Origin of the sequence: Streptomyces musisoli (genome assembly GCF_016741855.1) — a bacterium.
Classification (GTDB): Bacteria; Actinomycetota; Actinomycetes; order Streptomycetales; family Streptomycetaceae; genus Streptomyces; species Streptomyces musisoli.
In genome coordinates this window covers 104,389-129,995 of the sequence record NZ_JAERRH010000018.1, presented here as the reverse complement: position 1 = coordinate 129,995, position 25,607 = coordinate 104,389, and the positions used below count along the sequence as shown (strand labels likewise).

Here is a 25,607-nt window from a genome sequence, read left to right as displayed (position 1 = left end):
GGAGTCGTGGGGCGACTGCGGACCGGCCGGGGCCGGTCGCGCAGTTCCCCGCGCCCCCTACGGGGCGCTGCTCGCAGGCTTCTTGTACATCCGCGTCGCCGTGATCTCGCTGTGCACCGTCTCTCCGGCCTGGGGCTGCTGGGGCAGACCGGGCCTGAGGTGCTCCTCCACGCTGATGTACTTCAGTCCCGCCCTGAGGTCGGCGTCGTTGCGCAGCCGGATGACCAGCGGGAACTCGGCCAGCGCGGTGGTGTCGAACAGGCCGGTGGTGTACAGCAGCTGGACGCCCAGCGCGTCGGACACGGCCCGCTGGAGCTCCAGCAGGTACGTGGCGTTGGCGCGGCCGATCGGGTTGTCCAGGAACAGCGTGCCCGCGTGCCGCTGCTTGTCCCGCCCCCGGTCGTTCGAGCGCAGCGCGGCCATCGTGCAGTACAGGGCGATGGCGGCGGTGAGCAGCTGGCCGCCCGAGAAGACGTCGCCCATCTGGCCGACGGGGACGCGTTCGGCGCGCAGTACGGCGTCGGGCTTGAGGATCTCGACGGCCACGCCCTTCGGCTGAAGTGCCGCGGCGACGCCGCGCAGCAGCAGGGACATGCCGTCGCGGCGCAGGTCGGAGTTCTTCTTCACGGCCGCGCGCGTGGCGTCGTCGATGACGTCGCCGAGCCGTTCGGTGAGCGTGGCCTGGTCGGGTTCCTCGAAGCGGATGCGCAGGAACTCCTGGCCGGACCACTCGCCGAGCCCCTCCGGCAGGCGGGAGAGCCGCTGGGCGGACCTCAGGGTCGCCAGGGACGACTCCACGAGACCGCGCAGCCGGTCCACGATCGAGTCGCGGTTGCGCTCCAGCTGGGCCAGCTCGTCGGTCAGGACGCGCAGCCGGGGGGCGAACGCGTCCGCCCACTTCTGGGCGTGCTCGGGCAGCGCGGCGGCGGGCAGCTCGCGGATCTGCTGCCGGGCCGGGGTGCGGACCTGCTCGTAGCGCGTGGAGTTGGCGTGCCGGACGAGGACGTCGCCGGCCTCGCGCACGGCCGCCTCGGCGGTGGACAGGTCGGCCGCACAGCCGCGCAGCGAGCGGCGGGCCTCGGCGGCGGAGTGCCGGGCCTCCTCCAGGGTGCCGGGGTACGGCTCCGGTTCCTCCTGCTCCTCCTCGGGGGCATGCTCGCGCAGCAGGTCGCGGAGCATCGCGGCGATCTCGTCGAAGCCGCCGGCGGCGTCCTCGGCGGCGCGGTGGGCGTCCAGCAGCTCCGCGTGCGCCTCGCGGGCCTCCGCCAGCGCCTCCGTGCGGGCGGCGAGTTCGGCCGTGGCGGTGCGCAGCAGGGCCTGGGCGTGCTCGGCGTCGCGCGGGACGAGTTCCCCGGGCAGCTCGGTGTGCGCCTCGCCGTCCCCGGGCGCGTGCCGCTCCGCCTCGCCGCGCAGCCGGCCGAGCTGCTCGCTCGCACTCGACATGCGGGTCTCCAGGAGCTGCACCAGTTCCTCCGCGCGCGCGGCGGCGGCCTGCCGGGAGGGCCCGTCGGAGCCGTCGGGAGACTGGAGCAGCTGCTCGGCGCGGGTGCGGACCTTGTTGCTGAGCCGGTCCAGCTCGGCGCGGGCGGCACTCTCGTCGCTCTCCGCGCGGGCCTGTTCGGCGCGCAGGTCGGCGCCGACGCCGACCTTCTCGTACACCTGGGAGGCGGCCCGGTAGGCCTCGCGGAGGGCGGGCAGGGACGCCTTCGGGGCGTCCGCGTCCTCGACGGGTACGTCGTCGGGGGCGCCGGCGATCTCGGAGCGCTCGGCGCGCAGGGCGCGCGCGGTGCGGCGGGCGTCGTCGGCGGCGCGCTGGGCGGCACGGCGGTCCTCGTCGGCGGCGCGGGCGCGCTCCAGGCAGACCTGGGCGCGGGCTTCGGACTCGGTGGCCTCGTCGGCGAGTTCGCGCAGTTTCACCTGCCAGCCGGCGCGCTCGCGGAGCCGGAACGCGAGGCCGGCGAGGGCGTCGGCGGCGCGCCGGGCCTTCTGTGCGGCCTCCTGCCGCTCGTCGCGGACCTGTGTGGCTTCGGCGGCGGCCTCGTCGGCCTCCGCGCGCACGGTCCGCGCCTCGGCGAGTTCGGCCTCGGCCTCGTCGGCGAAGGCGCGGGACTCCTCGGCGGCCCGGGCCAGCTCGATGAGGTGCCCGGCGGGGCAGCCGGTGCGCCAGGAGGCGAGCCGGGCGGCCAGTTCGCGGTCCTTGCCCAGGCGGGTGGCGAGGGAGCGGATCTCCTCGTCGCGCTCGGTGGCCCGTGCGCGCAGTGCCTGCCGTTCCTCGTCGGCGGCGTGCTCGTCGTGCATGGCCGGGTTCGGCGGCACGAGGAACACGTCTGCGTGGGTGGTGCCGGCGGCGGGGGGCGGGGCGAGCAGCGCGGCGGCGGTGCCGACGGCGACGGCCGAGCGGGGCAGCAGGGCGGCGTCGCCGAGGGCCTCGCGGGCACGCGCGTGCGTGTCCGGGTCGGTGATGATCACACCGTCGACCAGTTCGGGGCGGGCGGCGAGCACGCGCGCGTGGTCGGCCGGGTCGACGGCCTGCGCGAGGTAGCGCCAGCCGGGCAGTGCCGGGATGCCGTGCTCGCCGAGGAACTCGACGGTGGCCACCACGTCCGGGCCGGGCGGCAGCAGTCCGCCGTCACCGAGGGCACCGAGGATCCGGGCGTCGTCGGCGGCGGCCGTGCGCAGGTCGAACAGGTGCCGTTCGGCGGTCGACACGGCGTCGTCGAGGAGTTCGCGCAGTTCGTCGGCGTAGCGGTCGAGTTCCTCCGGCCCGAGGAAGCCCTCGCCGGCGGTGCGGTGGCTCCCCTCGGGGGCCGGGATGCCGTCGTCCGCTCCCGTGCGGGGGCCGGGCACGCGCACGGCACCGGGTGCGCCGGGCAGGCTCAGCAGCTCCGCCAGCCGCTCCTCGGTGGCCAGCGACTCGGCGAGGCGCCGCTCGGCGTCGTGCGCCCGTTCGGCCGCGGCCGCCGCGTCGGCCGCGCGGGCCGCCGTCAGCTCGGCGCGGGACTCGGCGGAGGCGGCCTCGCGTGCGTGCTCGGTGGCCTTGCGGGCGGCCTCGCGCGCCGTGTCCCAGGCGGCGACGGCGGTCTTCTCGGCGTCGCTGGCGGCGAGCGCGGCCCGCGCCGGGTCGGCGTCCGGGGCGCTGTCGTCCAGCCAGCCGGCGCGGACCGCCTCGGCGGTCTCCTGCTCGACCTCGTCGAGGCGCTGGCGCAGGTGTCCGGCCTCGCTGCGGGCCCGCTGCGCCTCGGTGGCGGCGGAGGTGGAGTCCCGGTAGGCGGAGTCGCCGGCCTCCTGGAGGGCGGCGGAGCGCTCCTCCTCCTCGTTGGCGAGGGCCTCGGCGCTCCCGGCGGCGGCGTGCAGGGCGCGTACGAGGTCCACGGCGGCCTTGGCGCGGGCGGCGAGCGCGGGGGCCGCGTCCCGCTCGGCCTCCTGGATGGCGGCGGACACGCGCGCGACGCGGTCGGCGGCGGCGCGGTGGCGCAGGACGGCCTCGGCGGCCTGCCAGGCGGAGTGCAGGGTGCGGGCGTCGGCCAGTTCGCGCTTCTGCGCGGCGGCGGACTTCTCGGCGGCGGCGAGGGCCAGCGAGGCGTGCCGGTAGGCGAGTTCGGCGGCGACGAGGGCGCTGCGTTCGCGGGCGCCCTCGGAGTGTGTGACGGCGTAGGCGGCGGCCGTGACCCGCTGGGCGAGGTCGGCGGCCCGGACGCGTTCCCGCACGGCGCGCGCGGACAGCCGCCGGGCCAGTGTGCGGGTGCGCCGCTCGGCTCCCGCGTGGACGTCACGGGCACGCGCGCGTGTCCCTGCCGCCTCGACGATCCGTCCGAGCAGGTCGACGGAGCCGGCGGTGAAGTCCCGTTCGGCGATCAGCTCGGCGCGCCGGCCGAGCTTGTTGCCGAAGCCGCCGACGAGGTCGGCGAGGCCGTCGGTGTCACGGGTGTCGGTGACGGCGCGCAGCAGCAGGTCGGTGAAGTCGGAGTCCTTCTTGACCGCGAAGAGTCCGGCCGCCTCGCCCTCGTCGGCGTTCATCTCGCGCTGGTAGCGGAAGAGTTCGGGGTCGAGGCCGAGGTCGCCGAGGTGCTCGATCCACCGGTCGTGGATCTCCTCCCAGTGCACCTCCAGGTGCGGGTAGGCCTTGCCGGCCTCCGTCAGGGCGTCGCGGAAGCCCTTCATGGTGCGGCGGCGGCCCTGCGCGCCGGAGGTGCCCTCGGCGGGCGGCCGTACGGCGGTGGCCTCGGCGACGGGGAGGTTGTCCAGGCTCAGGCCGGGGCCGGGCCGGAAGGAGTACCAGGCCTCGGCGAACTTGCGCGGGTCGTTGGAGACCTGCCGTCCGCGCCATTCGCTGGCCTTGCCGACGACCACGCACTCGCCGGTCTGCACGTGCTGCCACTCCAGGGCCACATGGCCGCAGTCGTCGGCGAGGAGGAACTTGCGCAGCACGCCGGAGCTGGCGCCGCCGAGGGTGTTGCGGTGGCCCGGCAGCATCACCGAGAAGATCAGCTTGAGCAGGACGGACTTGCCGCCGCCGTTCTCCAGGAACAGCACGCCGGCGGGCGCGGGCCGGCGCGGCGGGCCCGACGGCTCCTCCTCGAAGAACTCCGCCTGCGTGGGCGCCGGGTCGGGCACGGGCTCGCCGACTCCCCGCAGGTCAAGCACGGTGTCGGCGTAGCGCGCACCGGCGGGACCGATGGAGTAGAGGCGGACCCGGGACAGCTCGTACATGGCGGACTCTCGTAAGTCTGGTGAAAGGTGCGGTGGTTCGGCGGTTTTCGGAGCTGCGGGAGCTTCCGGCGTCAGGAGTGGAACGGCAGCCCGGCGTCGGCCACCAGGTCGAGGTCGTCGGTGTCTTCGGCGGGCAGCAGGCTGGCCGTGCCGTCGGTGACCGGGACGACGCCCAGCTCCAGCAGTTCGGCCAGGGCGGCGCTGCCGGCCATGTCACGGACCTGGAGCTGGTAGCGGGCGGTGGTGCGGTACGTGCCGCCGTTGTCGTCGCCGGTGCGCTGCAGGAAGCCCGAGTCGGTGAGGAAGGCCAGGGCCTTCGCCACGATGCCGGTGGTGGAGGCGGCGGGCCGGCGGGCGTCCTTGGTGGCGCCGGTGGCGCTGCGTCTGGCCCAGATCCGCCAGGCGGCCTCCAGGCCGGGGGCGTCGGTGGCCGGGTCGGTGTTCTCGCCCTGCTCAGCGGCGCGCTCCTCCAGCCGGCGGCAGGCCTGCCGGACGAAGGCGTCGACGCCGTTGACGGTGACGCGGCCGATGTAGGAGTCGTCGGCCAGGTCCTCGGGGCGCGGGAAGGCCAGCGCGGCGGCGGCGAGATGGGCGAGTCCGTGCAGGAAGCGGTCGCCGGAGTCGGCGGCGGTGCGACGCGCGTAGTCGCCCATGCGGACGGCGAAGACGGAGTCCTCGGCGGCGGTCACGGCCATGCCCGCGCGCGGGGACACCTCCAGCACGACGAGCCCGAGGCCGGCGGCGACGGCGTCGGCGAGCCGGGCGAACGCCGGGTCTTCGCGGTAGCGCCGCAGCAGTTCGGTGTACTCCTGGTCGCGCGCGGGGGCCAGCTTGGGCTGGAGCCCGAAGGCGACGAGCCGCGCCGCGTCGGCGGCGTCGGCGGGGGTGACGGCGGTGGTCGCCGACGGGGCGGACGGCTCCGCCTCACTCCACTCGACGGGCTCGCTCACGACTGCAACTCCTTGATGTGGGAACGGGGGTGCCGGCCGGCTCCTCCGGGGACGCGGGGCCGTACCGGTCGGCGGTTCGGCCGCGGGGTGCGGCCGGCCTCGGCGGGCCCGCGCCCGCCCTGCGGCAGGGCCATCACGCGGCCTCCGTCCGGTCCGCGGCCATCCCCGCCGCGTCCAGCAACGCGGTCCCCACGATCAGGTCCGCGCCGCCGAACTCGGGATCGTCCAGCTCGGTCCCGTCGTCCACGGCGAACAGCAGTTTCTCCTCGCCCTGCCGGTAGGCGGTGCCGACGGGGGGACTGGCCGCGTGGACCGCCAGCAGGGCGACCAGGTAGGCCAGATCGGGGTCGCCGGTCCGGCGGGCCTCGGCGAGCAGCCCCGACAGTCTTCTCGGCGCGTCCGCCGGCAGGTCCAGCAGCTCGGTCGCCGCGGCCAGCTGCTCCTCGCTGAACCGGCTGTCGTCCGGCGTCGCGATCAGGTCGGGTTCGGGCATCTCGGCGCCCAGGTGCTCCCGCTCCACGGGGGGCGTCAGCAGTATGCCGACGAGGTCGGCGACCCGGACGGACACCGGGGTGCGCAGTCCGGTGCCGCGTGCGAAGAACGCGTCCGTGACCCGGATCGCCTGCTCCAGGGGGAGCGGCAGGGCGGGGGCGACGAGATGGCCGTAGAGGTCGATCCCGGACGTGGTGGCCGGCGTGGCGAAGGCCTGCCGGTCCTGTTCGGCGCGGAACAGCGGGCCGGCTTCCAGCAGGCGTGACTGGAGCTGGGTGTGGCGCCGGATGCAGTCCTTGACGATGTCGACCAGCTCGGCGGCGCGGCGCTTGTGCTCGGGCTCCTCGGTCTCGTCGCGGGCCTTGCGGATGTTGGTGAGGATGGCGTTCTCGTGGCGGTAGCGCTCGGCCACGTGGTCCAGGGCCTCGGTGATCATGTCAGGGACGGCGTTGAGCCAGTCGACCGCGCGGACGTTGCGCCGGGTGGCGTCCAGGGCCCGGCGGAGTGTCTCGGAGTACTGGACGGTGCGGTAGCGGGCCTGCTCGGCGGCGAGCTGGGCGTCGGCGAGCCGGCCGCGGTTGATCAGCACCTCCAGTTTGACCTCGGCGGCGATCTGGGCGCTGGTGACGTCGGTGTCGAGGGCGCCGACCAGGACGTTGACCGCCTCGTCGGTGGTGCGCAGGTAGACCGTGCCGCCGGGGCCGGGGACCTCCTCGATGAGCTTGAAGTCGTAGTCGCGGCGGACGTAGCTGCCGTCCGGCGCGAAGGTGCCGTAGACGGCGCGGAAGCCGCGGTCGGCGCTGCCGACGTTGATCAGGTTCTCCAGGACCCAGCGGGCCACGCGCTCGTGTTCGGCGGCGGGCCGGTGCGGGGCCTGGGCGGCGATGCGCGGGACGAGCCGGGCCACGATCTGTTCGTGGTCGGCGCCGGTGTCGAAGTCCATGTTCAGCGTGACCAGGTCGATGGCGGCCAGGGCCACCTCGGCCATCCCGTACACCGAGTACTCGCCGGCCAGGTTGGCCTTGCGCGCGTCCAGGTCGTGCAGCGGCGCGGTGCAGGCGAGCGCGCGCAGCCGGCGCGCCAGCCCCTCGTCGGCGGCCGGACCCGGAGCCGGGCGCGGCCCCGCGCTGAGCTGGGGCGGAACACGGTCCGTCGATGCAGGCGAAGTCACGCTGCACAGATTAGGTCCTCGGTCTGACAACAACCCAAACGACGCAGAAGCGACGACCGTCACAGGGGCTCAACACGTGCCGGTGCCGTCCTCGCCCACCCGGCGGCGGTACACCTCCACCACCCGCTCCAGCGAGTCCGCGAGGTAGGTCTCCAGCAGCCGTTCCGCGCCGTGTTGGTCGCCCGCCTCCAGGGTCCGCAGGAGTTCGCGGTTGCGGGCGAGGTACGGCTCGTGCAGCCGGCGCGGGTCGTCCACGACGTGGAAGGCGAGCCGCAGCTCGGCGAAGACGCTGCGCATCAGCTCGTCGGTGCGCTCGCTGCCGGCGAGGGCGACCAGTTCCCGGTGGAAGTGGATGTTGGCGGTGCCCAGCGTTTTCCAGTCACCGTCGACGGCCGCCTGCTCGCCCTCGGCGACCGCCGCGGCCAGTCCCCGGAGCGGGTACGGCGGCTCGCCCAGGCCGCGGACGACGGCGCACTCGACGAGGGAGCGCGTGCGGTAGATGTCCTCGACGTCCTCGACGGTCAGGACCCGGACGAACACGCCGCGGTTCAGCTCGTGGATCAGCAGCCGCTCGTGGGTGAGCAGCCGGAACGCCTCGCGCAGGGTGTTGCGGGAGACGCCGAGGGCCCCGCCGATGCTGTCCTCCGACAGCCGGGTGCCGGGCGGGAAGTAGCCCTCGGAGATGCGGCTCCTGAGGATGTCCGAGACCCGCTCCGCGGTGCTGGTACGGCCCAGGAGGGCCCGGTCGCCGGCCAGTCCCGTCAGCTGCTCTGCCATGCCCGGAATTCAATCGCAGACCCCGGGACGAGACAACGTGGGTATTGAAGGATCGTTGAACGATCCTCTACGGTGCTCCGCACGGCTCACTTCCCAGCACCCTCCGTCCCCCTTTTGCGAGGTGCCCATGAGCACGACTCCACCGCCCCGGTCCGCGCCCGCCGGCCCACGACCGGCGGGCGACGAACGCTCCGCCGAGGACGGCGCGTTCGGCTGGCTGCACGCCCTCGGCCCGCGCGGGCGTCGCGCGTTCGCCGGGGCTTTCGGCGGATATGCCCTGGATTCCTACGATTACTTCACACTGCCGCTGAGCATGGTGGCGCTCGCGGCCTACTTCGGCCTCGACAGCGGCCAGACGGGCCTGTTCACCACCGTCACGCTGGTCGTCTCGGCGGTCGGCGGCGCCGCGGCGGGCGTGGTCGCGGACCGGGTCGGCCGGGTCCGGGCCCTGATGATCACGGTGATCACGTACGCCGTCTTCACCGTCGCCTGCGGCTTCGCGCCCACCTACGAGACCCTCCTGGTCTTCCGCGCCCTCCAGGGCCTCGGCTTCGGCGGCGAGTGGGCGGTCGGCGCGATCCTGGTCGCCGAGTACACGAGCGCGCGCCACCGGGGCCGTACGCTCGGCGCGGTCCAGAGTTCCTGGGCGATCGGCTGGGGACTGGCGGCGATCGTCTACACGCTGGTCTTCTCCTTCGCCGGCGACGACCTGGCCTGGCGGGTGATGTTCTGGACCGGGGCGCTGCCGGCGCTGCTCGTGGTGTGGCTGCGCCGCCGGGTGCACGACGCCCCCACGGCGACGGCGGCCCGCGAACAGGACCCCGGGCGCGGCTCGTTCGCGGCGATCTTCCGGCCGGGCCGGGACGGCGCCCCGGGGCTGCTGCGCACCACGGTCTTCGCGAGCCTGCTGTCCACGGGCGTGCAGGGCGGCTACTACACGCTGGCGACCTGGGTGCCGACGTACCTCAAGTCCGAGCGCGGTCTGTCGGTCGTCGGCACCGGCGGCTATCTGGCCTTCCTGATCTCCGGCGCCTTCCTCGGCTACCTGACCGGCGGCCACCTGACCGACCGGCTCGGCCGGCGCGCCAACATCTGGCTGTTCGCGCTCCTGTCGGCGCTGTGCATCCTGGCGTACGCGAACATCCCGCAGGGTGCCAACACCCTGCTGCTGGTGCTCGGTTTCCCGCTCGGCTTCTGCATGTCGGCCATCTTCAGCGGCTTCGGCTCCTACCTGAGCGAGCTGTACCCGACGGCCGTGCGCGGCACGGGGCAGGGGTTCACGTACAACACGGGCCGCGCGGTGGGCGCGGTGTTCCCGACCCTGGTGGGCTTCCTCGCGGACGGCTGGGGCGTCGGCGGCGCGCTGGTCTTCGGCGCGATCGGCTACGGCCTCGCCGCACTCGCCCTGCTCGGGCTGCCGGAGACGCGCGGGAGGGAACTGACGTGACCCGGGAGAACCGTACGGAGGACCGTCCCGTCACCACCGTCGACGCCCACGCGCACGCGTGGAGCCCGCAGACGGCGCGGGCCCGCTTCCGCGAGGGCCTCGCCGGGCCCACCGCCGGGGTCGCGGCGGGCCACACTCAGGCCAACCTGATCGCGGTGCCCGCCGACTGGGCCTACGACACGCTGCTGTTCTGCCAGCGCAACCCCAAGCCCTGCCCCGTGCTCGACGTCACGGACGCCGGCTCCCCGCAGACCGTCCTCGCCGAGGGCGCCGACCTGCGCACCGACCTGCCGCGCTACCGGGTGTGGCAGGACGGCGAGCTGGTGGACGAACCCACGGACGCGCGCCCGTACTGGCGCGACGACCTGGTGTCGTTCCTGCTCGGATGCAGCTTCACCTTCGAGTGGGCGCTGGCCCGGGCGGGTGTGCCGATCCGGCACGTCGAGCAGGGCCGGAACGTGCCGATGTACGTGACCGGCCGGGCCTGCCGCGAGGCGGGCCGGCTGCGCGGGCCGATGGTGGTGTCCATGCGGCCGGTGCCGCCCGAGCATCTGGGTGCCGCGATCAGGGAGAGCAGTCTGCTGCCGGCCGTGCACGGCGGCCCGGTGCACTGCGGGGACCCCGCGGCGCTCGGCATCGGGGACCTGGACCGGCCCGACTTCGGGGACCCGGTCGCCCTCGCCGACGGCGACATCCCGGTGTTCTGGGCCTGCGGGGTGACTCCGCAGGCGGCCGTGACGGCCTCCCGCCCGCCGTTCGCGATCACGCACGCACCGGGCCACATGTTCCTGACCGACGCCCGCGACGAGCAGTACCGGCTGGTCGGCGTCGACTGAGGCCGGTCCGCCCGCAGCCCGTACGAGAACCGGAGACACGAGAACACCATGACAGCGATCGATCTGAACGCCGACCTCGGCGAGGGCTTCGGCCGCTGGCGGCTGACCGACGACGAGCAGCTGCTGTCCGTCGTCACCAGCGCCAACGTGGCCTGCGGCTTCCACGCCGGGGACGCGGCCACCATGCGCCGGGTGTGCGAACTGGCGGCCGAGCGAGGGGTGACGATCGGCGCGCAGGTCTCCTACCGGGACCTGGCCGGGTTCGGGCGGCGCGCGATGGATGTGCCGCCCGCCGAGCTGGCGGCCGAAGTGGCCTACCAGATCGGCGCTCTGGAGGTGTTCGCGCGGGCGGCGGGGGCGCGGGTGGCGTACGTGAAGCCGCACGGCGCGCTCTACAACCGGGTGGTGCACGACGCGGAGCAGGCCCGCGCGGTGATCGAGGGCGTGTGCCTGGCCGACGCCTCGCTGCCGGTGCTGGGGCTGCCCGGGTCACGGCTGCTGGAGCTGGCCGCGGCGGCGGGGCTGCCGGCCGTCACGGAGGCCTTCGCGGACCGGGCGTACACCGACGAGGGCACGCTGGTGCCGCGCGACCGCGAGGGCGCCGTGGTGAGCGACCCGGACGCCGTCGTCGAGCGCTCGGTGAGCCTCGCGCGCACCGGCGCGGTCCTCGCGCACTCCGGCACCCGGATCCGGGTCCGGGCCCGGTCGCTGTGCCTGCACGGCGACACGCCCGGCGCGGTCGGCCTGGCCCGGCGAGTGCGCGAGCGGCTGGCGGCGGCGGGCGTACGGGTGGAGGCGTTCGCGTGAGGGCGCTCCGCGTCGGCGACGACGCGCTGCTCGTCGAGGCGTCCTCCGGGGAGGAGGCGCAGGCCCTGCACGCCGAGCTGCTGCGGCGCCGCGCGGCGGGCGCGCTCACCGTCCGCGAGATCGTCCCGGCGGCCCGTACGGTGCTGCTCGACGGGGTGGACGATCCGGCCCGCCGCGCGGCGGAACTGACCGCCGCCCGGGTGCCGGAGGTGCCCTCACGCGCGCGTGAGCTGATCGAACTGCCCGTGCGCTACGACGGCCCGGACCTCGCGGCGGTCGCCGGGCGCTGGGGGGTGACCGAGCGGGAGGCGGCCCGCATCCACGCCGGTACCGAGTTCACGGTGGCCTTCTGCGGCTTCGCCCCCGGCTTCGGCTACCTCACCGGGCTGCCGGACCGCTACGACGTCCCGCGCCGCGCCACCCCGCGCACCGCGGTCCCCGCCGGCGCCGTGGCGCTGGCCGGACCGTACACGGGCGTGTACCCGCGCTCCTCACCGGGCGGCTGGCAGCTGATCGGCACGACGGACGCGGTTCTCTGGGACCACGCGCGGGTACCGGCCGCGCTGCTGGCACCGGGGGCACGTGTGCGGTTCGTACCGGTGGAGGGCGCATGACCGACCGTGCGCTCGTCGTGGTGCGCGCCGGGGCGCTGACCACCGTGCAGGACCGTGGGCGGCCGGGGTACGCGCATCTCGGCGTCCCCCGCTCCGGGGCGCTCGACCCGTCCGCCGCCGCGCTGGTGAACCGGCTCGTCGGCAATCCGCCGGACGCCGCCGTCCTGGAGACCACCCTCGACGGCTGCGCGCTGCGGCCGCGTTCCTCGGTGACCGTCGCGGTCGGGGGTGCGCCCTGCCCGGTGTCGGTCGGCGGGCGCCCGGCCGCGTGGGGAGCCCCGGTCGTGGTGCCGCCGGGCGAGTTGCTGGAGGTGGGCACCGCCACGGCAGGCGTACGCGGCTATGTGGCCGTCTGCGGGGGCATCGCCGTGGAGCCGGTCCTCGGCAGCCGCGCCACCGACCTGCTGTCCGGCCTGGGCCCGGCCCCGCTCGCGGTCGGCATGGTGCTGCCGCTGGGCGTCCCGGCCGGCCCGCCCGCGCGCGTGGACGGCGTGCCGCAGCCGCGCCCGCCCGCCGAACTGGTGCTGCGGGTGACGCCGGGCCCGCGCGACGACTGGTTCACGGCGCGGGCGGTCCGGGACCTGACCACGCGCGTGTACCGGGTCGCCGCGGCGAGCAACCGCATCGGCCTGCGCACCGAGGGGCCCGTCCTGGAACGGGCCCGGCCCGGTGAACTCCCCAGCGAGGGGATGGTGCTCGGCGCCGTCCAGGTACCGCCGGACGGGCGCCCGGTGGTGTTCCTGGCGGACCATCCGACCACCGGCGGCTACCCGGTGATCGCGGTGGTCCGCGCCGCCGACCTGCCGGCCGCCGCGCAGGCGCTGCCGGGCACCCCGGTCCGCTTCGTACCGGTCCGCCGACGCTGAGCCCCGACGGCCTCGGCGGCGGCGTCCGGCCCCTCCGCGCTCACGCCGGTGCGCCGCCGGACCGGCACGGCCGCGGGGACTCCTCCGCATCCGCCGCCTCGCCGGTCCGCCGCCGCTGAACCGGCACGGCTTCGAGGGCCGTCTCCGGCACGGCCCCCCGCTCGCCGGTCCGCCGCCGCCGAGCCTCGGCGCCGTGTCCGGTAGCCACCGGACGGGCCGCGACGGCGCCGTGTCCGGTAGCCACCGGACGGGCCGCGACGGCGCCGTCTCCGGTGGCCGCCGGAAGGGCCGCGAGGGCGGCGGCGACGGCCGCCGAGGCACGCAGGTCCAGGTGGGCGCCGGTGCCCCGGGCGCGATGGTGCAGCTCGTCGGCGGCCAGGCGCAGCAGCTGGGGCAGCAGGTCGGTGCAGCGCCGCACCACCCAGCCGGTCCCGGCCGTGGCCAGCCACCACAGGCTCGCCGTACGGGTCGGCGCGGGGAACTCCGGTTCGGGCGAGGGCGGCCGTCCGCTCGCCCGGCCCGCTTCGGCGAGCATCGCGTGGTAGCGGGCGGCCAGTTGCCGGTGCCCGCGCTCGCCGGGGTGCAGCCGGTCCGCGCTCCACAGGGTCCGGTCGGTGACCCGGACACCGTCCGCCGCGTGCAGGTGGACGGCGCCGTAGCGGCCGGACAGCGCGTGGACGACCTCGTTGACCGCCCGCTGCCGGCGGGCCAGCGGACGGGCCAGGGCGTCCGGCAGTCCGAGCATCGCGCCGGGGTCGGGCAGGCAGGCGGTGAGGAGGGTGGCGCCCCGGCGGGCGAAGGCCGCGTAGACGTGGTCGAGGTTGGCGGCCACGGCGTGGATGTCGAAGGTGTGGCGCAGGGTGTCGTTGACGCCGACGACCACGGACACCAGGTCGGGGCGCAGTTCCAGGCCGACGGGCGTCTGCCGTTCCAGCACGTCGCGGGTCTGGGCCCCGCTGACCGCGAGGTTGGTGAACCGCACCTGCTCGCTGTCCTCGGCGAGGGAGGCCGCCAGCAGTGCGGCCCAGCCCCGCCATCCCGCCTCGACCGGGTCGCCCACGCCCTCGGTCAGCGAGTCCCCGAGGGCGACGAAGCGGACAGGTCTCATGCCGCGGCCCCCGGCGTGGCGGAACGAGAGCCGGTGCGGCACAGGACCTCCGCGTCGTGGGCCGCCAGGAACGCCTCCACGGCCGCTCCCCAGCCGAAGCACTCCGCACGCGCGCGTGCCGCGTCCCGCCGCTCGCCCTCGTCGCGGTCCAGCAGCCGCTCCACGGCGTCCGCGAACGCCTCTCCGGTTCCGGCCGCGGTGGCCCCGGCGGACCCGATGACCTCCGGCAGCGCGGACGAGGCGCTCGCCACCACGGGCGTGCCGCAGGCCATGGCCTCCAGGGCGGCCAGTCCGAAGGTCTCGGCGGGTCCGGGCGCGAGGCACACGTCCGCGGACGCCTGGAGCGCGCCGAGGGCCGCCCGGCCGGAGACATGCCCCAGGAAGGTCACCGGGAGCCCGCGGTCCCGCGCGCGCTGCTCGAGCCGGGCCCGCAGCGGCCCGTCCCCGGCGACCACGAGCACGGCACGCCGCCGCCGGCGCAGCAGCGCCTCCAGGGCGTCCAGGGCCGTGCCGGGGCGCTTCTCGACCGACAGCCGGGAGGCCATCACGAGCAGCGCCTCGTCCACGCGCGCGTGGCGGGCACGCAGGCCGGGGTCGCGCAGAGCGGGGTGGCGTTCCATCAGGTCGACCCCCAGCGGGGCGCGTACGACATTGCGGGCGCCGATGCGCACGAACTCGCGCTCGGCGAACTCGGTGGTGCACACCACCCGCGAGTAGACGTGCGCGGTGCGGGTGTTGAGGGAGTCGGCGGTGCGCCGGGCGAGCGGCTCGGGCAGGCCCCAGGTGCGCAGCACGCCGTCGGCGGTCTCGTGGGAGACCATCACGGCGGGCACGCGCGCGCGGCGGGCCCAGCGGCCGGTCCAGCGCAGGGTGGTCCGGTCGGAGACCTCCAGGCGGTCCGGGACCAGTTCCTCCAGGAGGGCGGCCACGCGCCGCTTGTCGGTGAGGACGCGGTAGCCGCCGGTGCCGGGCAGCAGCGGGCCGGGCAGGGTGATCACGCGGCCCTGCTCGGTGTCGTGGTCGGTGTGCCGGTCGCCGGGCACTATCAGGACGGGTTCGTGACCCGCCGCCCCGAAGCCCTTGCCGAGTTCGCGCAGGGCGGTGCGCAGGCCGCCGGAGTTGGGGGCGACGAAGTTGGCGAGGCGGACGATGCGCAGGGAGGGTCCGGTCATGCCGCCACCGCCGTCTTCCGGGTCGCGAGTACGTCGTCGTAGTGGCCGATCAGCTGGTCACCGACGGCGGCCCAGGTGCGGCCGTCGACCATGGCGCGGGCGGCGGCGCCGTACGCGGCCCGCCGCGCGGGATCGGCGGCCAGGGCCCGGACGGCCTCCTGGACGGCGTCGGCGTCGCGCGGCGGCACGAGCAGACCGGTCCGGCCGTGGGCGACCAGGTCGAGCGGGCCGCCGGCGGCGGGTGCGACGACCGGGACACCGCTGGCCATGGCCTCCTGGACGGTCTGGCAGAAGGTCTCGAAGGGGCCGGTGTGCACGAACAGGTCCAGCGAGGCGAAGATGCGGGCCAGTTCACCGCCGGTGCGGCGGCCGAGGAAGACGGCGCCGGGCAGGGCCTCGGACAGGTGCGCCTGGCTCGGGCCGTCGCCCACGACCACGACCCGCAGGCCGGGCAGCCCGCAGACTCCGGAGAGCAGTTCGACGTGCTTCTCGGGGGCGAGCCGGCCGACGTAGCCGACGATCAGCTCGCCGCCGGGGGCGAGTTCACGGCGCAGCGCCTCGTCACGGTGCTCCGGCCGGAAACGTACGGTGTCGACGCCGCGCGGCCACAGCCGTACGCGCGGTACGCCGTGCGTCTCGAGGTCGGTGCGGGCCGCGCTGGAGGGGGCCAGGGTGCGGTCGGCGGCGGCGTGCACGGAGCGGATCCGCCGCCAGGCGGCGGCCTCTCCGGCGCCCATGTAGGTGCGGGCGTATCCGGCCAGGTCGGTCTGGTAGACGGCGACGGCGGGGACACCGAGCCGGGCGGCGGCCGCCATGCCGCGGACGCCGAGGACGAAGGGGCTGGCCAGGTGGACCACGTCGGGCCGGTGCGAGACGAGGGCCGCGGCCAGCCGCCGGCTGGGCAGGGAGACGCGGACCTGGGGGTAGCCGGGGAGCGGGAGGGAGGGAACCCGGACGACCGGGCACGGGGCGTCCGTGTCCGGGCCGCTGCCGGGCGCGGGGGCGGGGGCGACGACGAGCGGGTGGTGACCGCGGTCTACGAGGTGCCGGGCGGTCTGGAGCGTGCAGTGGGCCACGCCGTTCACATCGGGGGGAAAGGATTCGGTCACGATGACGACACGCATACGGGTGTTGTCGCCGCGCCGGACGTGCCGGCGTCGACTTAGATCTTTCCGCGCGGGGAACGTCCTATGAGCGTTGGACTGCGCACCCGAGCAGGTCAGGCTGCCGTCATGGCCGCCTGACCCGCGGGTCACCCGGTGTTCACGCGCCGGGCGGTCGTCCGCCCGGGCGGGTTGCGCGAGTGGGGACCGGCCGGCGCGGGCTCAGCCCACCCCGGGTCCGGCCGGTGCGCGGCCCGGCCGGTGCGCGGTCTCGGCCGAGCGTCACGGCCCATGCCGGTGCGCGGTGTGTCAGCCGAGCGTCACGGCCCAAGCCGGTGCGCGGTGTCAGCCGAGCGTCACGGCCCAAGCCGGTGCTCGGTGTCAGCCGAGCGTCGCGTCGGGGCCGAAGCGGCTGCGTACCGCCGTCTGCACCTCGGCCTCCTCGGCCGGATCGACGGCCAGGCGGCGCAGTCGCTCCACGACCCGGGTGTCGCCGGTCTCGGCGTGCCGGGCGGCGATCTCGCGGGTGGTCTCCTCGCAGTCCCACAGGCATTCGACGGCGAAGCCGGTGGCGAAGGAGGGATCGGTGGCGGCCAGCGCGCGGGCGGCGCGGCCGCGGAGGTGGGAGGAGGCCGTCTCGCGGTAGACGTGGCGCAGGACGGGGGCGGCGCAGGCGATGCCGAGGCGTCCGGCACCGTCCACGAGGGTCCACAGGGTGGGTGCGTCCGGGCCCTCGCCGCGTACGGCCTCGCGGAGGGCGGCGAGGACGAGGTCGCGGTCCTGGGTACCGCCCCGGCAGGCGAGCATGCGCCCGGCGGCGGCGCCGAGCGCGTCGGGGCGCTGGGCCCAGCCGCGGGCGCGGTCGACGGCGACGACGCTGCGCATCCGTTCGAAGGCGTCGACGGCGGCCTCCACGACGACCGACGTGCCGTCGGTGACCGCGGCCTCGATCAGGTCGAGGGCGTCGGGGTCGTTGCTGTCGGCGAGGTAGCGCAGGGCGGTGCAGCGGGCTCCGTCGATGCCGGTCCTGGCGGCCTGGAGGATCTCGGGCCGGTCCTCGGGGCCGGCCACGGCGGCCAGGCAGCGGGCGGCGGGCACATGGAGGGCGGCGCCGCGCTCCACGCCCTGCTGGGCCCACTCGAAGACGGCGCGGACGCTCCAGCCGGGGCGGGGGCCGGTGGGACGCATCTGCCGCTGCCAGCGGTCGAAACAGCCGGCCTCGTGGGCGGCGCGCACCCGCGTGGCGATCGACGTGCGCGGATCCTCGGCCCACAGCCGCCAGGGCCGTGGTTCGAAGGCGTCGCGTACGGCGGCGGCCAGCTCGGCCTCGCCCTCGGGATCGGTGGTGAAGCGGGCCAGGACGGGGGCGGCGAGGGCGCGCAGGCCCGCGTCGTCGTCCCGCAGGGCCAGCTCGTCCAGCGCCCAGGCCCAGTTGGAGCCGTGGGCGGCGTACCTGCGCAGCAGTTCGAGGGCGTCCCGCCTGCCGTAGGAGGCGAGGTGTCCGAGGACCGCCAGGGCCAGGCCGGTGCGTGACTCGTCGGTGTCGACGACGTCCTCGGGGTCGAAGAGGTGCGCCTCGACGGCATCCAGCTCGCCGTTCAGGTCGAGGTAGAGCCGGGCGTAGTAGAGGGAGCGGTTCTCCACCTGCCAGTCGTGGCGGGGGTCGCGCAGCACACAGTGGTTCAGGGCCGCGAGCGCTTCGGCGCGCGGGGCCGTGAGCGCGTGCAGCGTGCCGTCGCCACGGCCGCGCTGGAGCAGGCCGAGCAGCGTACCGCTGGGCGCTATGACCGGATCGAACATGGGAAACAGCCTCACATCAAGCGTCGACGCAACCGGGGAACACGCACTACCTGGCCGCGTGACACAACGTCGGAGCGCCCGCCGTCTCTTGCTTGCTGTAGACCATCTCTCTCTGCCTCTCGTCGGTGGCCCATGCGGACCGCATCACGGTCCGCGCGGTGCGGCAACACCTGCCCAGCCATCGCGTCCGTGAATCACGACGTCATGATGACCCGCGCTTTGTGCTGCCGCGACCGTATTTCCGGCGGCCCTTTACCGCCTCCCCCGTTTTCTGTGTCGTACCTGGTCAGGACACGTGATTCAGTGTGCGCCGAACAGTTCCAGCAGTTCCGTCTTGGCGAACATGCGGGCCGTGTCGACGGCCGACGGCGTGCCCGCGGAAGGGTCGGCTCCGCCCTCCAGGAGGGCCTTGATGACGTCCGTCTCACCCTTGAAGACGGCGCCCGCGAGCGGGGTCTGCCCCCGGTCGTTGATCTGGTCCGCCGCCGCGCCGCGGGCGAGCAGCGCGCGCACCGCGTCGGCGTGACCGTGGTAGGCGGCGAGCATCACCAGGGAGTCGCCGCGGTCGTTGGTGAGGTTGGCCGGAACACCCGCGTCGACATACGCCACGAGCGCCTCGGTCTGCCCCTGCCGGGCCAGATCGAAGATCTTGGTCGCCAGCTCCACGACCTCGGGGTCGGGGGCTTCGCTCATCGGCCGGACCACCTCTCCTTGCGCGTTCGGGGACTGCTTGCGGACTGAGTGAGCGTACGGCAGTGAAGGAACGCAGCCGTACGAGTGAATCGCCAGCGTACTGGCTTGCGCGGCACATGACCCGATGTGCCCGAGGTAAAGATCAGCGACAGGCCCCGCGGGAGGCGATTCGCCTGGTCAACCCGGGCCGGAGCCGGCTCCTCCGACTGAGGGAAATCAGCCGTTTTTCACCCAGTTGCACCTTTAATCGTATGGATACATCCTGTGATCCTGGAAGAACTCATGGTGACTGTCCCCCACCTTCGACACCAGGAGGCCCGAAATGATCCTCTCCCTGTCTGGCGTGTTCCTGCTCGGCGTCGTCGTCTTTCTCTTCTTCCGCAAGGACGGACTGAAGGGCTCGCACGCCACGGTCTCGGCCCTGTTCGGCTTCTACCTGTCGAGCACGGCCATCGCCCCGAGCATCAAGGCCGGCGGCGAGAGCCTGGCCAGCCTCCTCGGCGGGCTCAAATTCTGATCCCGCCCACCCCACCCGCACGCACGATCAGGAGTCAGCAGTGGCCCGGCGCCCCCTCCCCCGCATCCTGAGCAAGGACAGCGCCCAGATCGCCCGGACGCAGATCGCCCGGAGCAGGGAGCTGGCCCGGACGGCGGCCGACAGTGCCACCGACGTCCTCCACCCGCTGATCACCGTCACGCGCGGGCTGCGCCTGCTGGCCTCGGCCGGCCGGCGCAGATGGGCGGACACGCCCAAGGACAGGCGCGGGCCACTGCTGTTCCTGGTGGCCTCCGCGGTCCTGGTCGTGGCCCTGGTGCCGTACGGTCCGCTGCTCGCCGTCATCACCGTGATGGCGGCGGCGGGCTGGCAGGGCCGCGACCGCACGCCGGCGGCGCCCGAGGGGCCCGACGAGTCCCAGATCGAACGGCTCCAGGCGCTGTACGAGGCCCTGGTGCCGTACTTCTCCGGCCCCGAGGATCCGGCGCCGCTGTACGCGCACGGCGGGGAGTGGGAGAAGGCCTTCGCGGCGCACGAGTTCGACGACGCCGGACGCGTCGGACACCTCGTGATCCGCTACCCCGCCTACTTCCCGGACGGCGAGCCCGCGGCCCGCGCGCGGATCGAGCAGTTGCTCACCGCGAAGGCGGGACGGGGCCGCGAGTACCACTTCGACTGGGACGAGGAGGGCAACCGGCTCACCGTCACCGTCCTCGCCCCGCTGCCCGCCGACGTCCCCGCCCAGCGCTTCGTGACCGCGCCGGGCGAGACCGTCCTCGGCTACACCGACCCCAGCGAGGTCCAGCGCACGCTCCCCCTCTCCTACGGGGAGGAGAGGATCGACGTCCCGCCGGTCGTCTGGCGCACCGGAATCCGCTCCACCGAGCCGCACATGCTGGCCATGGGCCACCCCGGCGGCGGCACGTCCACGCTGCTGCGCTCCATCGCCCTCCAGGCCCTCCAGTACGGCGACGTGCTGATCGTCGACGGCGGCGGCACCGGCGAGTACGCCTGCCTTACCGGGCGGGACGGCGTCCTGGCCGTCGAGTGCTCCCTCGCCGGGGCGCTGGCCAGCCTCGAATGGGCCGCGCAGGAGACCGAGCGACGGCTGATCGCGATCAACCTGGCCCGGCAGGCGGGCGATCCGCCGCCCGCGGACACCCGGCGCCCGTTGTGGGTCCTGCTGGACCGGCCCGGTGTCTTCGCGCACCTGGCGGCGGCGGAGGGCCGCAAGGACCCGCAGGCCCTGCTGCAGGTGCCGCTGCGGCACGGGCGCGCGGCCAACGTGACCGTGGTCGTGGCCGAGCAGTTCGACCACGCGGAGGCGCTCAGCGACGCGGTACGGCAGCACACGCGCGCGCGTGTCGTGCTGGGGGCCGCGGAGCCGCAGCAGGTGGAGGCGGTGCTCGGGGCGCCGCCGCACACGACGCCGCCGGCACACGTGCCGCCCGGGCGGGGGTACGCCCGGCTGGGGTCCGGTCCGGTGCACCGGCTCCAGGTGCCGCGTACGCCGGATCCCTACGACGACGCCACGAGCGATGCCGACCGGCAGGCGGTGCTGGAGCTGCTGCCGGCCCGGACCACCGCGATGGAGGCGGAGCCGGCGGCACCCGCCGGGACGACGGAACCCACGAAGCCGGAACACGCCCGGCCGGCCGAACTCACGGAACCGGCGGAAACCGCCAGGCCGGCCGGACTCACCAAGCCGGCGGTGGGGACGGCGCCGGTACCCGCGAAGGCGGTGGCGGCCGAGAGCTAGGGCCTCTCGTTTGGATCATGCCGGCCTGATCCAAACGAAAGACCCTAGCTAGCCGGCGCCCGGCTAGCTCTCGGCAGGCGGGGACGGAACTCCGCCCCACCACGCGGCCGAGACGCCGCCCCACGCCGCGGCCGGGAGCCGGCCGGGTGCGCGGCGCCGGGGCGGGCGGGGGTGGTCGCCGTCCCCGCCCCTCCGGGCTGCCGCTCCGCCGTTCCGGGCCGTCGGCCGCGCCACCCGCGCCACCCGTGCCGCTCGGCGGCGCGTGGCGGCGCGTGGCGGCGCGTGGCGTGCGTGGTGCGGCTGAGGACCCGGCTACGCCACGAACGTGCGCGGCGCCTCCGAGCCGCCCGTCATCCCCGACTCCACCAGCCGGGCCGCGGCGGCCAGCCGTACCGCCGCCTCGTCCGCCACCGCTCCCCCGACGGTGAACGGAAGCCGCACGTAGCCCTCGAAGGCGCCGTCGACGCCGAAGCGGGGACCGGAGGGCACCCGGACGCCGACCCGCTCGCCCGCTTCCGCGAGGCGGGAGCCGGAGAGACCGCCGGCGCGGACCCAGAGGGTCAGGCCGCCCCGGGGGACCTCGAACTCCCAGTCCGGCAGTTCCCGGCGCAGGGCGGTGACCAGGGCGTCGCGGTTCTCGCGGGCCTGCACCCGGCGCAGCTCCACCGCCTCCGCCCAGCCTCCGGTGCTGAAGAGCCAGTTCACGGCGAGCTGCTCCAGCACCGGCGTGCCCAGGTCGGCGTACGCCCGCGCGGCGACCAGGCTGCGCACGACGTCGGGCGCCGCGCGCACCCAGCCGATGCGCATCCCCGCCCAGAACGCCTTGCTGGCCGAGCCGACCGTGATCACCGTGGAGCCGGCCGGGTCGAAGCCGCACACCGGGCGGGGCATGCCGCCGTCCCGGAAGTCCTCGTCGAGCCAGAGTTCGGACATCGTCTCGTCGGCGACGAGGACCGTGCCGGCCGAGCGGGCCGCGTCCACCAGCCGGCGCCGCTGGTCCTCGTCGGCGAGCGCGCCGGTGGGGTTGTGGAAGTCGGCGACGACGTAGGCAATGCGCGGCGCGGCCTCGCGCAGGACCTGGCGCCAGCGGTCCATGTCCCAGCCGGACAGCCCCTCGGCCATCGCGACCGGGACGAGCCGGGCGCCCGCCTCACGCATCAGCTGGAGGATGTTGGCGTAGGACGGCGACTCCACGGCGATCCGCTCGCCCCGGCCCGCGAAGAGGTGGCAGATCGCGTCGATGGCCCCCATCGCGCCGGTCGTCACCATGATCTGCTCGGGCATGGTGGGGATCCCGCGCGCGGTGTAGCGCTCGGCGATCATCGAGCGCAGGGCGGGCAGCCCGGCCGGGTAGTCGCCGTGCGTGTGGGCGTACGGCGGCAGTTCCTCCAGGGCGCCCTGCACGGCCCGGGTCAGCCACGGCTCGGGCGCCGGGAGCGAGGCGCAGCCGAGGTCGATCACCGAGCCGAGGGCCTCCGGCGGGAGCGGTTCCAGGCCGCGGGCCGGGATCGGGTTGCCGGCCGGCACGGCGGTCCAGCTGCCCGCTCCGCGCCGGGACTCCAGGAAGCCCTCGCCGCGCAGCGCCTCGTAGGCCGCCGCGACCGTGGTGCGGCTGACGGAGAGGGCCAGGGCCAGTTCGCGCTCCGCGGGCAGCCGCGCGGCCACCGGGACCCGGCCCTCCAGCACGAGCAGCCGGATGCCGTCGGCGAGGGCGCGATAGGCCGGGGGACGGCGGGTGCCGGGGCCGGCCGGGCGGTCCTGCTGGGAGGTGAGGAGCCGGGCGAGTTGCGCGGCCCCCACTGCCGAGGTCCACTGCGCCATGACGATCAGTCCACCTTCCCCGAATTGGCCATGGATGGCGATCCATCCCAAGCCACAGAGTGTCATGCATCAGGCCACTGCCACCACCCAGGGGGGTATCTCGTGTCCGCTCCCAGCGCGTCCGCTTCCGGCCGCCGTCTCGGACGACGGCTGATCCAGCTGTACGCCGGACTCACTCTGTACGGCGTGAGTTCCGCGCTGCTCGTGGCGGCGGGGCTGGGGCTGGAGCCGTGGAACGTGCTGCACCAGGGCCTCGCGGAGCTGACCGGGATGAGCATCGGGGTCGTGTTGATCATCGTGGGCGCGGCGGTGCTGCTCCTGTGGATCCCGCTGCGCCAGCGGCCCGGGCTCGGCACGGTCTCCAACGTCTTCGTCATCGGTCTCGCCATGGACGGCTCGCTCGCGCTCCTGCCGGAGCCGCGCTCCCTCGCCGTGCGGGTCCCGCTCCTGGTCGTGGGGATCGTGCTGAACGGCATGGCGACCGGTCTGTACATCGCGGCCCGCTTCGGCCCGGGTCCGCGCGACGGCCTGATGACGGGGCTGCACCGGCGCACCGGCCGGTCGATCCGGCTGATACGGACGGTGATCGAGGTGGCGGTGGTGGTCACCGGATTCGTCCTGGGCGGCACCGTCGGGGTGGGCACCGTGCTGTATGCCGTGTCCATCGGCCCGCTGGCACAGGCGTTCCTGCGGTGGTTCGCCGTCCCGCCGGCACCGACGGGCAGCACGGTCGTTGCCGCCGCGACACCCGAGGGGGTCATACTGCGTCCGTGACCCTCACGACACCGCCCCTGCGCCACCCCTACCTGGACCACCCCGGGCCGATCGCCTTCGCCCACCGGGGCGGGGCGGCCGACGGCCTGGAGAACACCGTGGCGCAGTTCCGGCGTGCGGTGGAGATGGGCTACCGGTACATCGAGACGGACGTGCACGCCACGGCCGACGGCCGGCTGGTCGCCTTCCACGACGCGACCCTGGACCGGGTCACCGACGGCGCGGGCCGGATCGCCGATCTGCCGTGGGCGGACGTACGGCACGCGCGCGTGGGCGGCCTGGAACCGGTGCCGCTGTTCGAGGAGCTGCTGGACACCTTCCCCGAGGTGCGCTGGAACGTCGACGTCAAGGCGGAGCCGGCGCTGCGGCCCCTGCTGGAGCTGATCGAGCGCACCAACGCCTGGGACCGGGTCTGTGTGGGCTCCTTCTCCGAGGCGCGGGTGCTGCGGGCGCAGCGGCTGGCCGGGCCCCGGCTGGCCACTTCCTTCGGCACGCGCGGGGTGCTGAACCTGCGGCTGCGCTCCTGGGGCCTGCCGGCCGCGGTGCGCCGGTCGGCAGTGGCCGCGCAGGTGCCCGAGGCGCAGTCGGGTGTCCCCGTGGTCGACCACCGCTTCGTCCGCGCCGCCCACGCGCGCGGGCTCCAGGTGCACGTGTGGACCGTCAACGAACCGGAGCGGATGCACCGGCTCCTGGACCTGGGGGTTGATGGCATCATGACCGACCACATCGACACGTTGCGCAAGGTCATGGAAGAGCGCGGCGTCTGGGTCTGACCGCCCGGGTGCCTCGGCCCGAGCCTTCGCAGGACAGCGGGGAAGCGAGGGCACGGGTGGGCACCGACACCGTGCGGGCACGGGCGGCGGACGAGACCGCCGGACGCAGACGCGAGCAGCGGGGCTGGTACGTCTACGACTGGGCCTGCTCGGTCTATTCGACGACCGTCCTCACCGTGTTCCTCGGCCCCTACCTCACCTCGGTCGCCGAGCGGGCCGCGGACGGCGACGGCTATGTGCACCCGCTGGGCCTCCCGGTCCGCGCGGGCTCGTTCTTCGCCTACTCGGTGTCCCTGTCGGTGGTCCTCGCGGTCGTCCTGATGCCGCTGGTGGGCGGCGCGGCCGACCGCACGGGCCGCAAGAAGCCGCTGCTCGCCGCGGCGGCGTACACCGGTGCGGCGGCCACGACCGGGATGTTCTTCCTGGACGGCGACCGGTACCTGCTCGGCGGGGTGCTGCTGATCGTGGCCAACGCGGCGCAGTCCGTCGGGATGATGCTCTACAACTCCTACCTGCCGCAGATCGCTCCGCCCGAGGAGCGCGACGCGGTCTCCTCCCGGGGCTGGGCCCTCGGCTACGCGGCGGGGGCCCTGGTCCTCGTCGCCGATCTGGTGCTCTACTCGGCGCACGACTCCTTCGGCCTCTCCGAGACCGCCGCGGTGCGCGTGTGCCTGGCCACGGCCGGCCTGTGGTGGGGTGCCTTCACGCTCGTACCGCTGCGCAGGCTGCGCGACCGGCACGCGCGCGTGGAGCAGGCCACGGCGCCGGGGCTGCGGCAGCTCGCGGCGACGGTCCGGGACATGCGCCGGTATCCGCTGACGCTGGCGTTCCTGCTGGCCTACCTCGTCTACAACGACGGCATCCAGACCGTGATCTCCCAGGCGTCGGTGTACGGCTCCGAGGAGCTGGGGCTCGGGCAGTCGACGCTCATCGTGGCCGTGCTGCTGGTACAGGTGCTGGCCGTGGCGGGCGCGCTGGCGATGGGCCGGCTGGCGCGGACGTACGGCGCGCAGCGGACGATCCTCGGCTCGCTGGTGGCATGGACGGTCACGCTGGCGGCGGGCTACTTCCTGCCGGCCGGGGCGCCGGTGTTCTTCTTCGTGCTGGCCTCCGGGATCGGCCTGGTGCTCGGCGGCAGCCAGGCGCTGTCCCGGTCGCTGTTCTCGCACCTGGTGCCGCCGGGGAAGGAGGCCGAGTACTTCTCCGCGTACGAGATGAGCGACCGCGGGATGAGCTGGCTCGGCCCGCTGCTGTTCGGCGTGACCTACCAGCTGACCGGGAGCTACCGGTCCGCGATCGTCTCGCTGGTGGCCTTCTTCGTCCTCGGCTTCGCCCTGCTCGCACGGGTCCCGGTGCGGCGGGCGATCGGCGAGGCGGGCAACACGGTTCCGGAAAAGATCTAGCGTCGATTTAGCACTCGGCGCGAAAGGGCGGTAGT

General features: G+C 75.0%; 19 protein-coding genes and 1 pseudogene. 10 read left to right on the top strand and 10 right to left on the bottom strand.

Annotated elements, in window-relative coordinates:
- Positions 1 to 57: 57 nt before the first annotated feature.
- The 4 genes from JK361_RS32690 to JK361_RS32675 all read right to left on the bottom strand — a co-directional run bounded on the left by JK361_RS32690 (position 58) and on the right by JK361_RS32675 (position 8,100).
- Entirely contained in the window at positions 58 to 4,710 is a 4,653-nt protein-coding gene (locus JK361_RS32690) for a coiled-coil domain-containing protein (RefSeq protein ID WP_201825291.1), read from the bottom strand.
- 71 nt (positions 4,711 to 4,781) lie between these two features.
- Complete coding sequence (locus tag JK361_RS32685; protein ID WP_201825289.1) at positions 4,782 to 5,660, bottom strand: hypothetical protein; 879 nt, start codon at positions 5,658 to 5,660, stop codon at positions 4,782 to 4,784.
- 133 nt (positions 5,661 to 5,793) lie between these two features.
- Positions 5,794 to 7,323: a hypothetical protein gene (locus JK361_RS32680; RefSeq protein WP_201825287.1), complete on the bottom strand. Its 1,530-nt coding sequence runs from the start codon at positions 7,321 to 7,323 to the stop codon at positions 5,794 to 5,796.
- A gap of 69 nt (positions 7,324 to 7,392) precedes the next feature.
- Positions 7,393 to 8,100 (bottom strand): GntR family transcriptional regulator, encoded by a 708-nt coding sequence (locus JK361_RS32675; protein ID WP_201825285.1) that lies wholly within the window; start codon positions 8,098 to 8,100, stop codon positions 7,393 to 7,395.
- A gap of 127 nt (positions 8,101 to 8,227) precedes the next feature.
- Between JK361_RS32675 and JK361_RS32670 the strand changes: the two genes are divergently transcribed.
- From JK361_RS32670 to JK361_RS32650, 5 genes are read left to right on the top strand one after another with little or no spacing between them, the layout of a single operon-like run.
- Positions 8,228 to 9,547, top strand: a complete 1,320-nt coding sequence (locus JK361_RS32670) for an MFS transporter (protein ID WP_201825283.1) — start codon at positions 8,228 to 8,230, stop codon at positions 9,545 to 9,547.
- Entirely contained in the window at positions 9,544 to 10,383 is an 840-nt protein-coding gene (locus JK361_RS32665) for a putative hydro-lyase (RefSeq protein WP_201825281.1), read from the top strand. The genes JK361_RS32670 and JK361_RS32665 overlap by 4 nt, the downstream gene beginning before the upstream one ends.
- 48 nt (positions 10,384 to 10,431) lie before the next feature.
- A complete protein-coding gene (locus JK361_RS32660) occupies positions 10,432 to 11,190 on the top strand; it encodes a LamB/YcsF family protein (RefSeq protein WP_201825280.1) in 759 nt (252 codons plus the stop codon).
- Complete coding sequence (locus JK361_RS32655) at positions 11,187 to 11,804, top strand: 5-oxoprolinase subunit B family protein (RefSeq protein WP_201825278.1); 618 nt, start codon at positions 11,187 to 11,189, stop codon at positions 11,802 to 11,804. The genes JK361_RS32660 and JK361_RS32655 overlap by 4 nt, the downstream gene beginning before the upstream one ends.
- Positions 11,801 to 12,670: a 5-oxoprolinase subunit C family protein gene (locus tag JK361_RS32650; protein ID WP_201825276.1), complete on the top strand. Its 870-nt coding sequence runs from the start codon at positions 11,801 to 11,803 to the stop codon at positions 12,668 to 12,670. The genes JK361_RS32655 and JK361_RS32650 overlap by 4 nt, the downstream gene beginning before the upstream one ends.
- Before the next feature lie 283 nt (positions 12,671 to 12,953).
- Here JK361_RS32650 and JK361_RS32645 read toward each other — a convergent pair.
- The 5 genes and pseudogenes from JK361_RS32645 to JK361_RS32625 form a co-directional block, all read right to left on the bottom strand.
- Positions 12,954 to 13,778 (bottom strand): annotated as a pseudogene (locus tag JK361_RS32645) (SGNH/GDSL hydrolase family protein); the annotation flags it as partial.
- On the bottom strand, positions 13,775 to 14,950 hold the full coding sequence (locus JK361_RS32640) for a glycosyltransferase (RefSeq protein ID WP_201825274.1): 1,176 nt from the start codon (positions 14,948 to 14,950) through the stop codon (positions 13,775 to 13,777). The pseudogene JK361_RS32645 and the gene JK361_RS32640, both read right to left, overlap by 4 nt.
- Entirely contained in the window at positions 14,947 to 16,074 is a 1,128-nt protein-coding gene (locus JK361_RS32635) for a glycosyltransferase family 4 protein (RefSeq protein ID WP_201825272.1), read from the bottom strand. Before JK361_RS32635 ends, JK361_RS32640 begins: the two co-directional genes overlap by 4 nt.
- A 360-nt stretch (positions 16,075 to 16,434) precedes the next feature.
- Positions 16,435 to 17,853 (bottom strand): HEAT repeat domain-containing protein, encoded by a 1,419-nt coding sequence (locus tag JK361_RS32630; protein ID WP_201825271.1) that lies wholly within the window; start codon positions 17,851 to 17,853, stop codon positions 16,435 to 16,437.
- A 300-nt stretch (positions 17,854 to 18,153) separates the two neighbouring features.
- A complete protein-coding gene (locus tag JK361_RS32625) occupies positions 18,154 to 18,546 on the bottom strand; it encodes an ankyrin repeat domain-containing protein (RefSeq protein ID WP_201825269.1) in 393 nt (130 codons plus the stop codon).
- Positions 18,547 to 18,868: 322 nt separating this feature from the next.
- Here JK361_RS32625 and JK361_RS32620 point away from each other — a divergent pair, with 322 nt between their 5' ends.
- Positions 18,869 to 19,063, top strand: a complete 195-nt coding sequence (locus JK361_RS32620; RefSeq protein ID WP_031174416.1) for a hypothetical protein — start codon at positions 18,869 to 18,871, stop codon at positions 19,061 to 19,063.
- A gap of 40 nt (positions 19,064 to 19,103) precedes the next feature.
- Entirely contained in the window at positions 19,104 to 20,801 is a 1,698-nt protein-coding gene (locus JK361_RS32615) for a hypothetical protein (protein ID WP_201825267.1), read from the top strand.
- Between the two features lie 312 nt (positions 20,802 to 21,113).
- Here JK361_RS32615 and JK361_RS32610 read toward each other — a convergent pair whose 3' ends face one another.
- The gene (locus tag JK361_RS32610; protein ID WP_201825265.1) at positions 21,114 to 22,622 is read right to left on the bottom strand and encodes an SCO1417 family PLP biosynthesis transcription factor; all 1,509 of its coding nucleotides are present in this window, start codon (positions 22,620 to 22,622) and stop codon (positions 21,114 to 21,116) included.
- 102 nt (positions 22,623 to 22,724) lie between these two features.
- Between JK361_RS32610 and yczE the strand changes: the two genes are divergently transcribed.
- Genes yczE through JK361_RS32595 form a run of 3 tightly spaced genes read left to right on the top strand, consistent with a single transcriptional unit; the run spans position 22,725 to position 25,572 of the window.
- Positions 22,725 to 23,396 (top strand): membrane protein YczE, encoded by a 672-nt coding sequence (yczE, locus tag JK361_RS32605; protein ID WP_201825263.1) that lies wholly within the window; start codon positions 22,725 to 22,727, stop codon positions 23,394 to 23,396.
- A complete protein-coding gene (locus JK361_RS32600; protein WP_201825261.1) occupies positions 23,393 to 24,169 on the top strand; it encodes a glycerophosphodiester phosphodiesterase family protein in 777 nt (258 codons plus the stop codon). The genes yczE and JK361_RS32600 overlap by 4 nt, the downstream gene beginning before the upstream one ends.
- A 56-nt stretch (positions 24,170 to 24,225) precedes the next feature.
- Complete coding sequence (locus JK361_RS32595; protein ID WP_201825259.1) at positions 24,226 to 25,572, top strand: MFS transporter; 1,347 nt, start codon at positions 24,226 to 24,228, stop codon at positions 25,570 to 25,572.
- The last annotated feature ends 35 nt before the right edge of the window (positions 25,573 to 25,607 follow it).

Bases quoted from the DNA above. Each gene is read 5' to 3' on its own strand.
- JK361_RS32620 (WP_031174416.1), top strand. From the start codon at position 18,869: ATGATCCTCTCCCTGTCTGGCGTGTTCCTGCTCGGCGTCGTCGTCTTT.
- JK361_RS32625 (WP_201825269.1), bottom strand. From the start codon at position 18,546: ATGAGCGAAGCCCCCGACCCCGAGGTCGTGGAGCTGGCGACCAAGATC.
- JK361_RS32630 (WP_201825271.1), bottom strand. From the start codon at position 17,853: ATGTTCGATCCGGTCATAGCGCCCAGCGGTACGCTGCTCGGCCTGCTC.
- JK361_RS32640 (WP_201825274.1), bottom strand. From the start codon at position 14,950: ATGACCGGACCCTCCCTGCGCATCGTCCGCCTCGCCAACTTCGTCGCC.
- JK361_RS32670 (WP_201825283.1), top strand. From the start codon at position 8,228: ATGAGCACGACTCCACCGCCCCGGTCCGCGCCCGCCGGCCCACGACCG.
- JK361_RS32650 (WP_201825276.1), top strand. From the start codon at position 11,801: ATGACCGACCGTGCGCTCGTCGTGGTGCGCGCCGGGGCGCTGACCACC.
- JK361_RS32660 (WP_201825280.1), top strand. From the start codon at position 10,432: ATGACAGCGATCGATCTGAACGCCGACCTCGGCGAGGGCTTCGGCCGC.
- JK361_RS32690 (WP_201825291.1), bottom strand. From the start codon at position 4,710: ATGTACGAGCTGTCCCGGGTCCGCCTCTACTCCATCGGTCCCGCCGGT.
- JK361_RS32635 (WP_201825272.1), bottom strand. From the start codon at position 16,074: ATGCGTGTCGTCATCGTGACCGAATCCTTTCCCCCCGATGTGAACGGC.
- JK361_RS32610 (WP_201825265.1), bottom strand. From the start codon at position 22,622: ATGGCGCAGTGGACCTCGGCAGTGGGGGCCGCGCAACTCGCCCGGCTC.
- JK361_RS32675 (WP_201825285.1), bottom strand. From the start codon at position 8,100: ATGGCAGAGCAGCTGACGGGACTGGCCGGCGACCGGGCCCTCCTGGGC.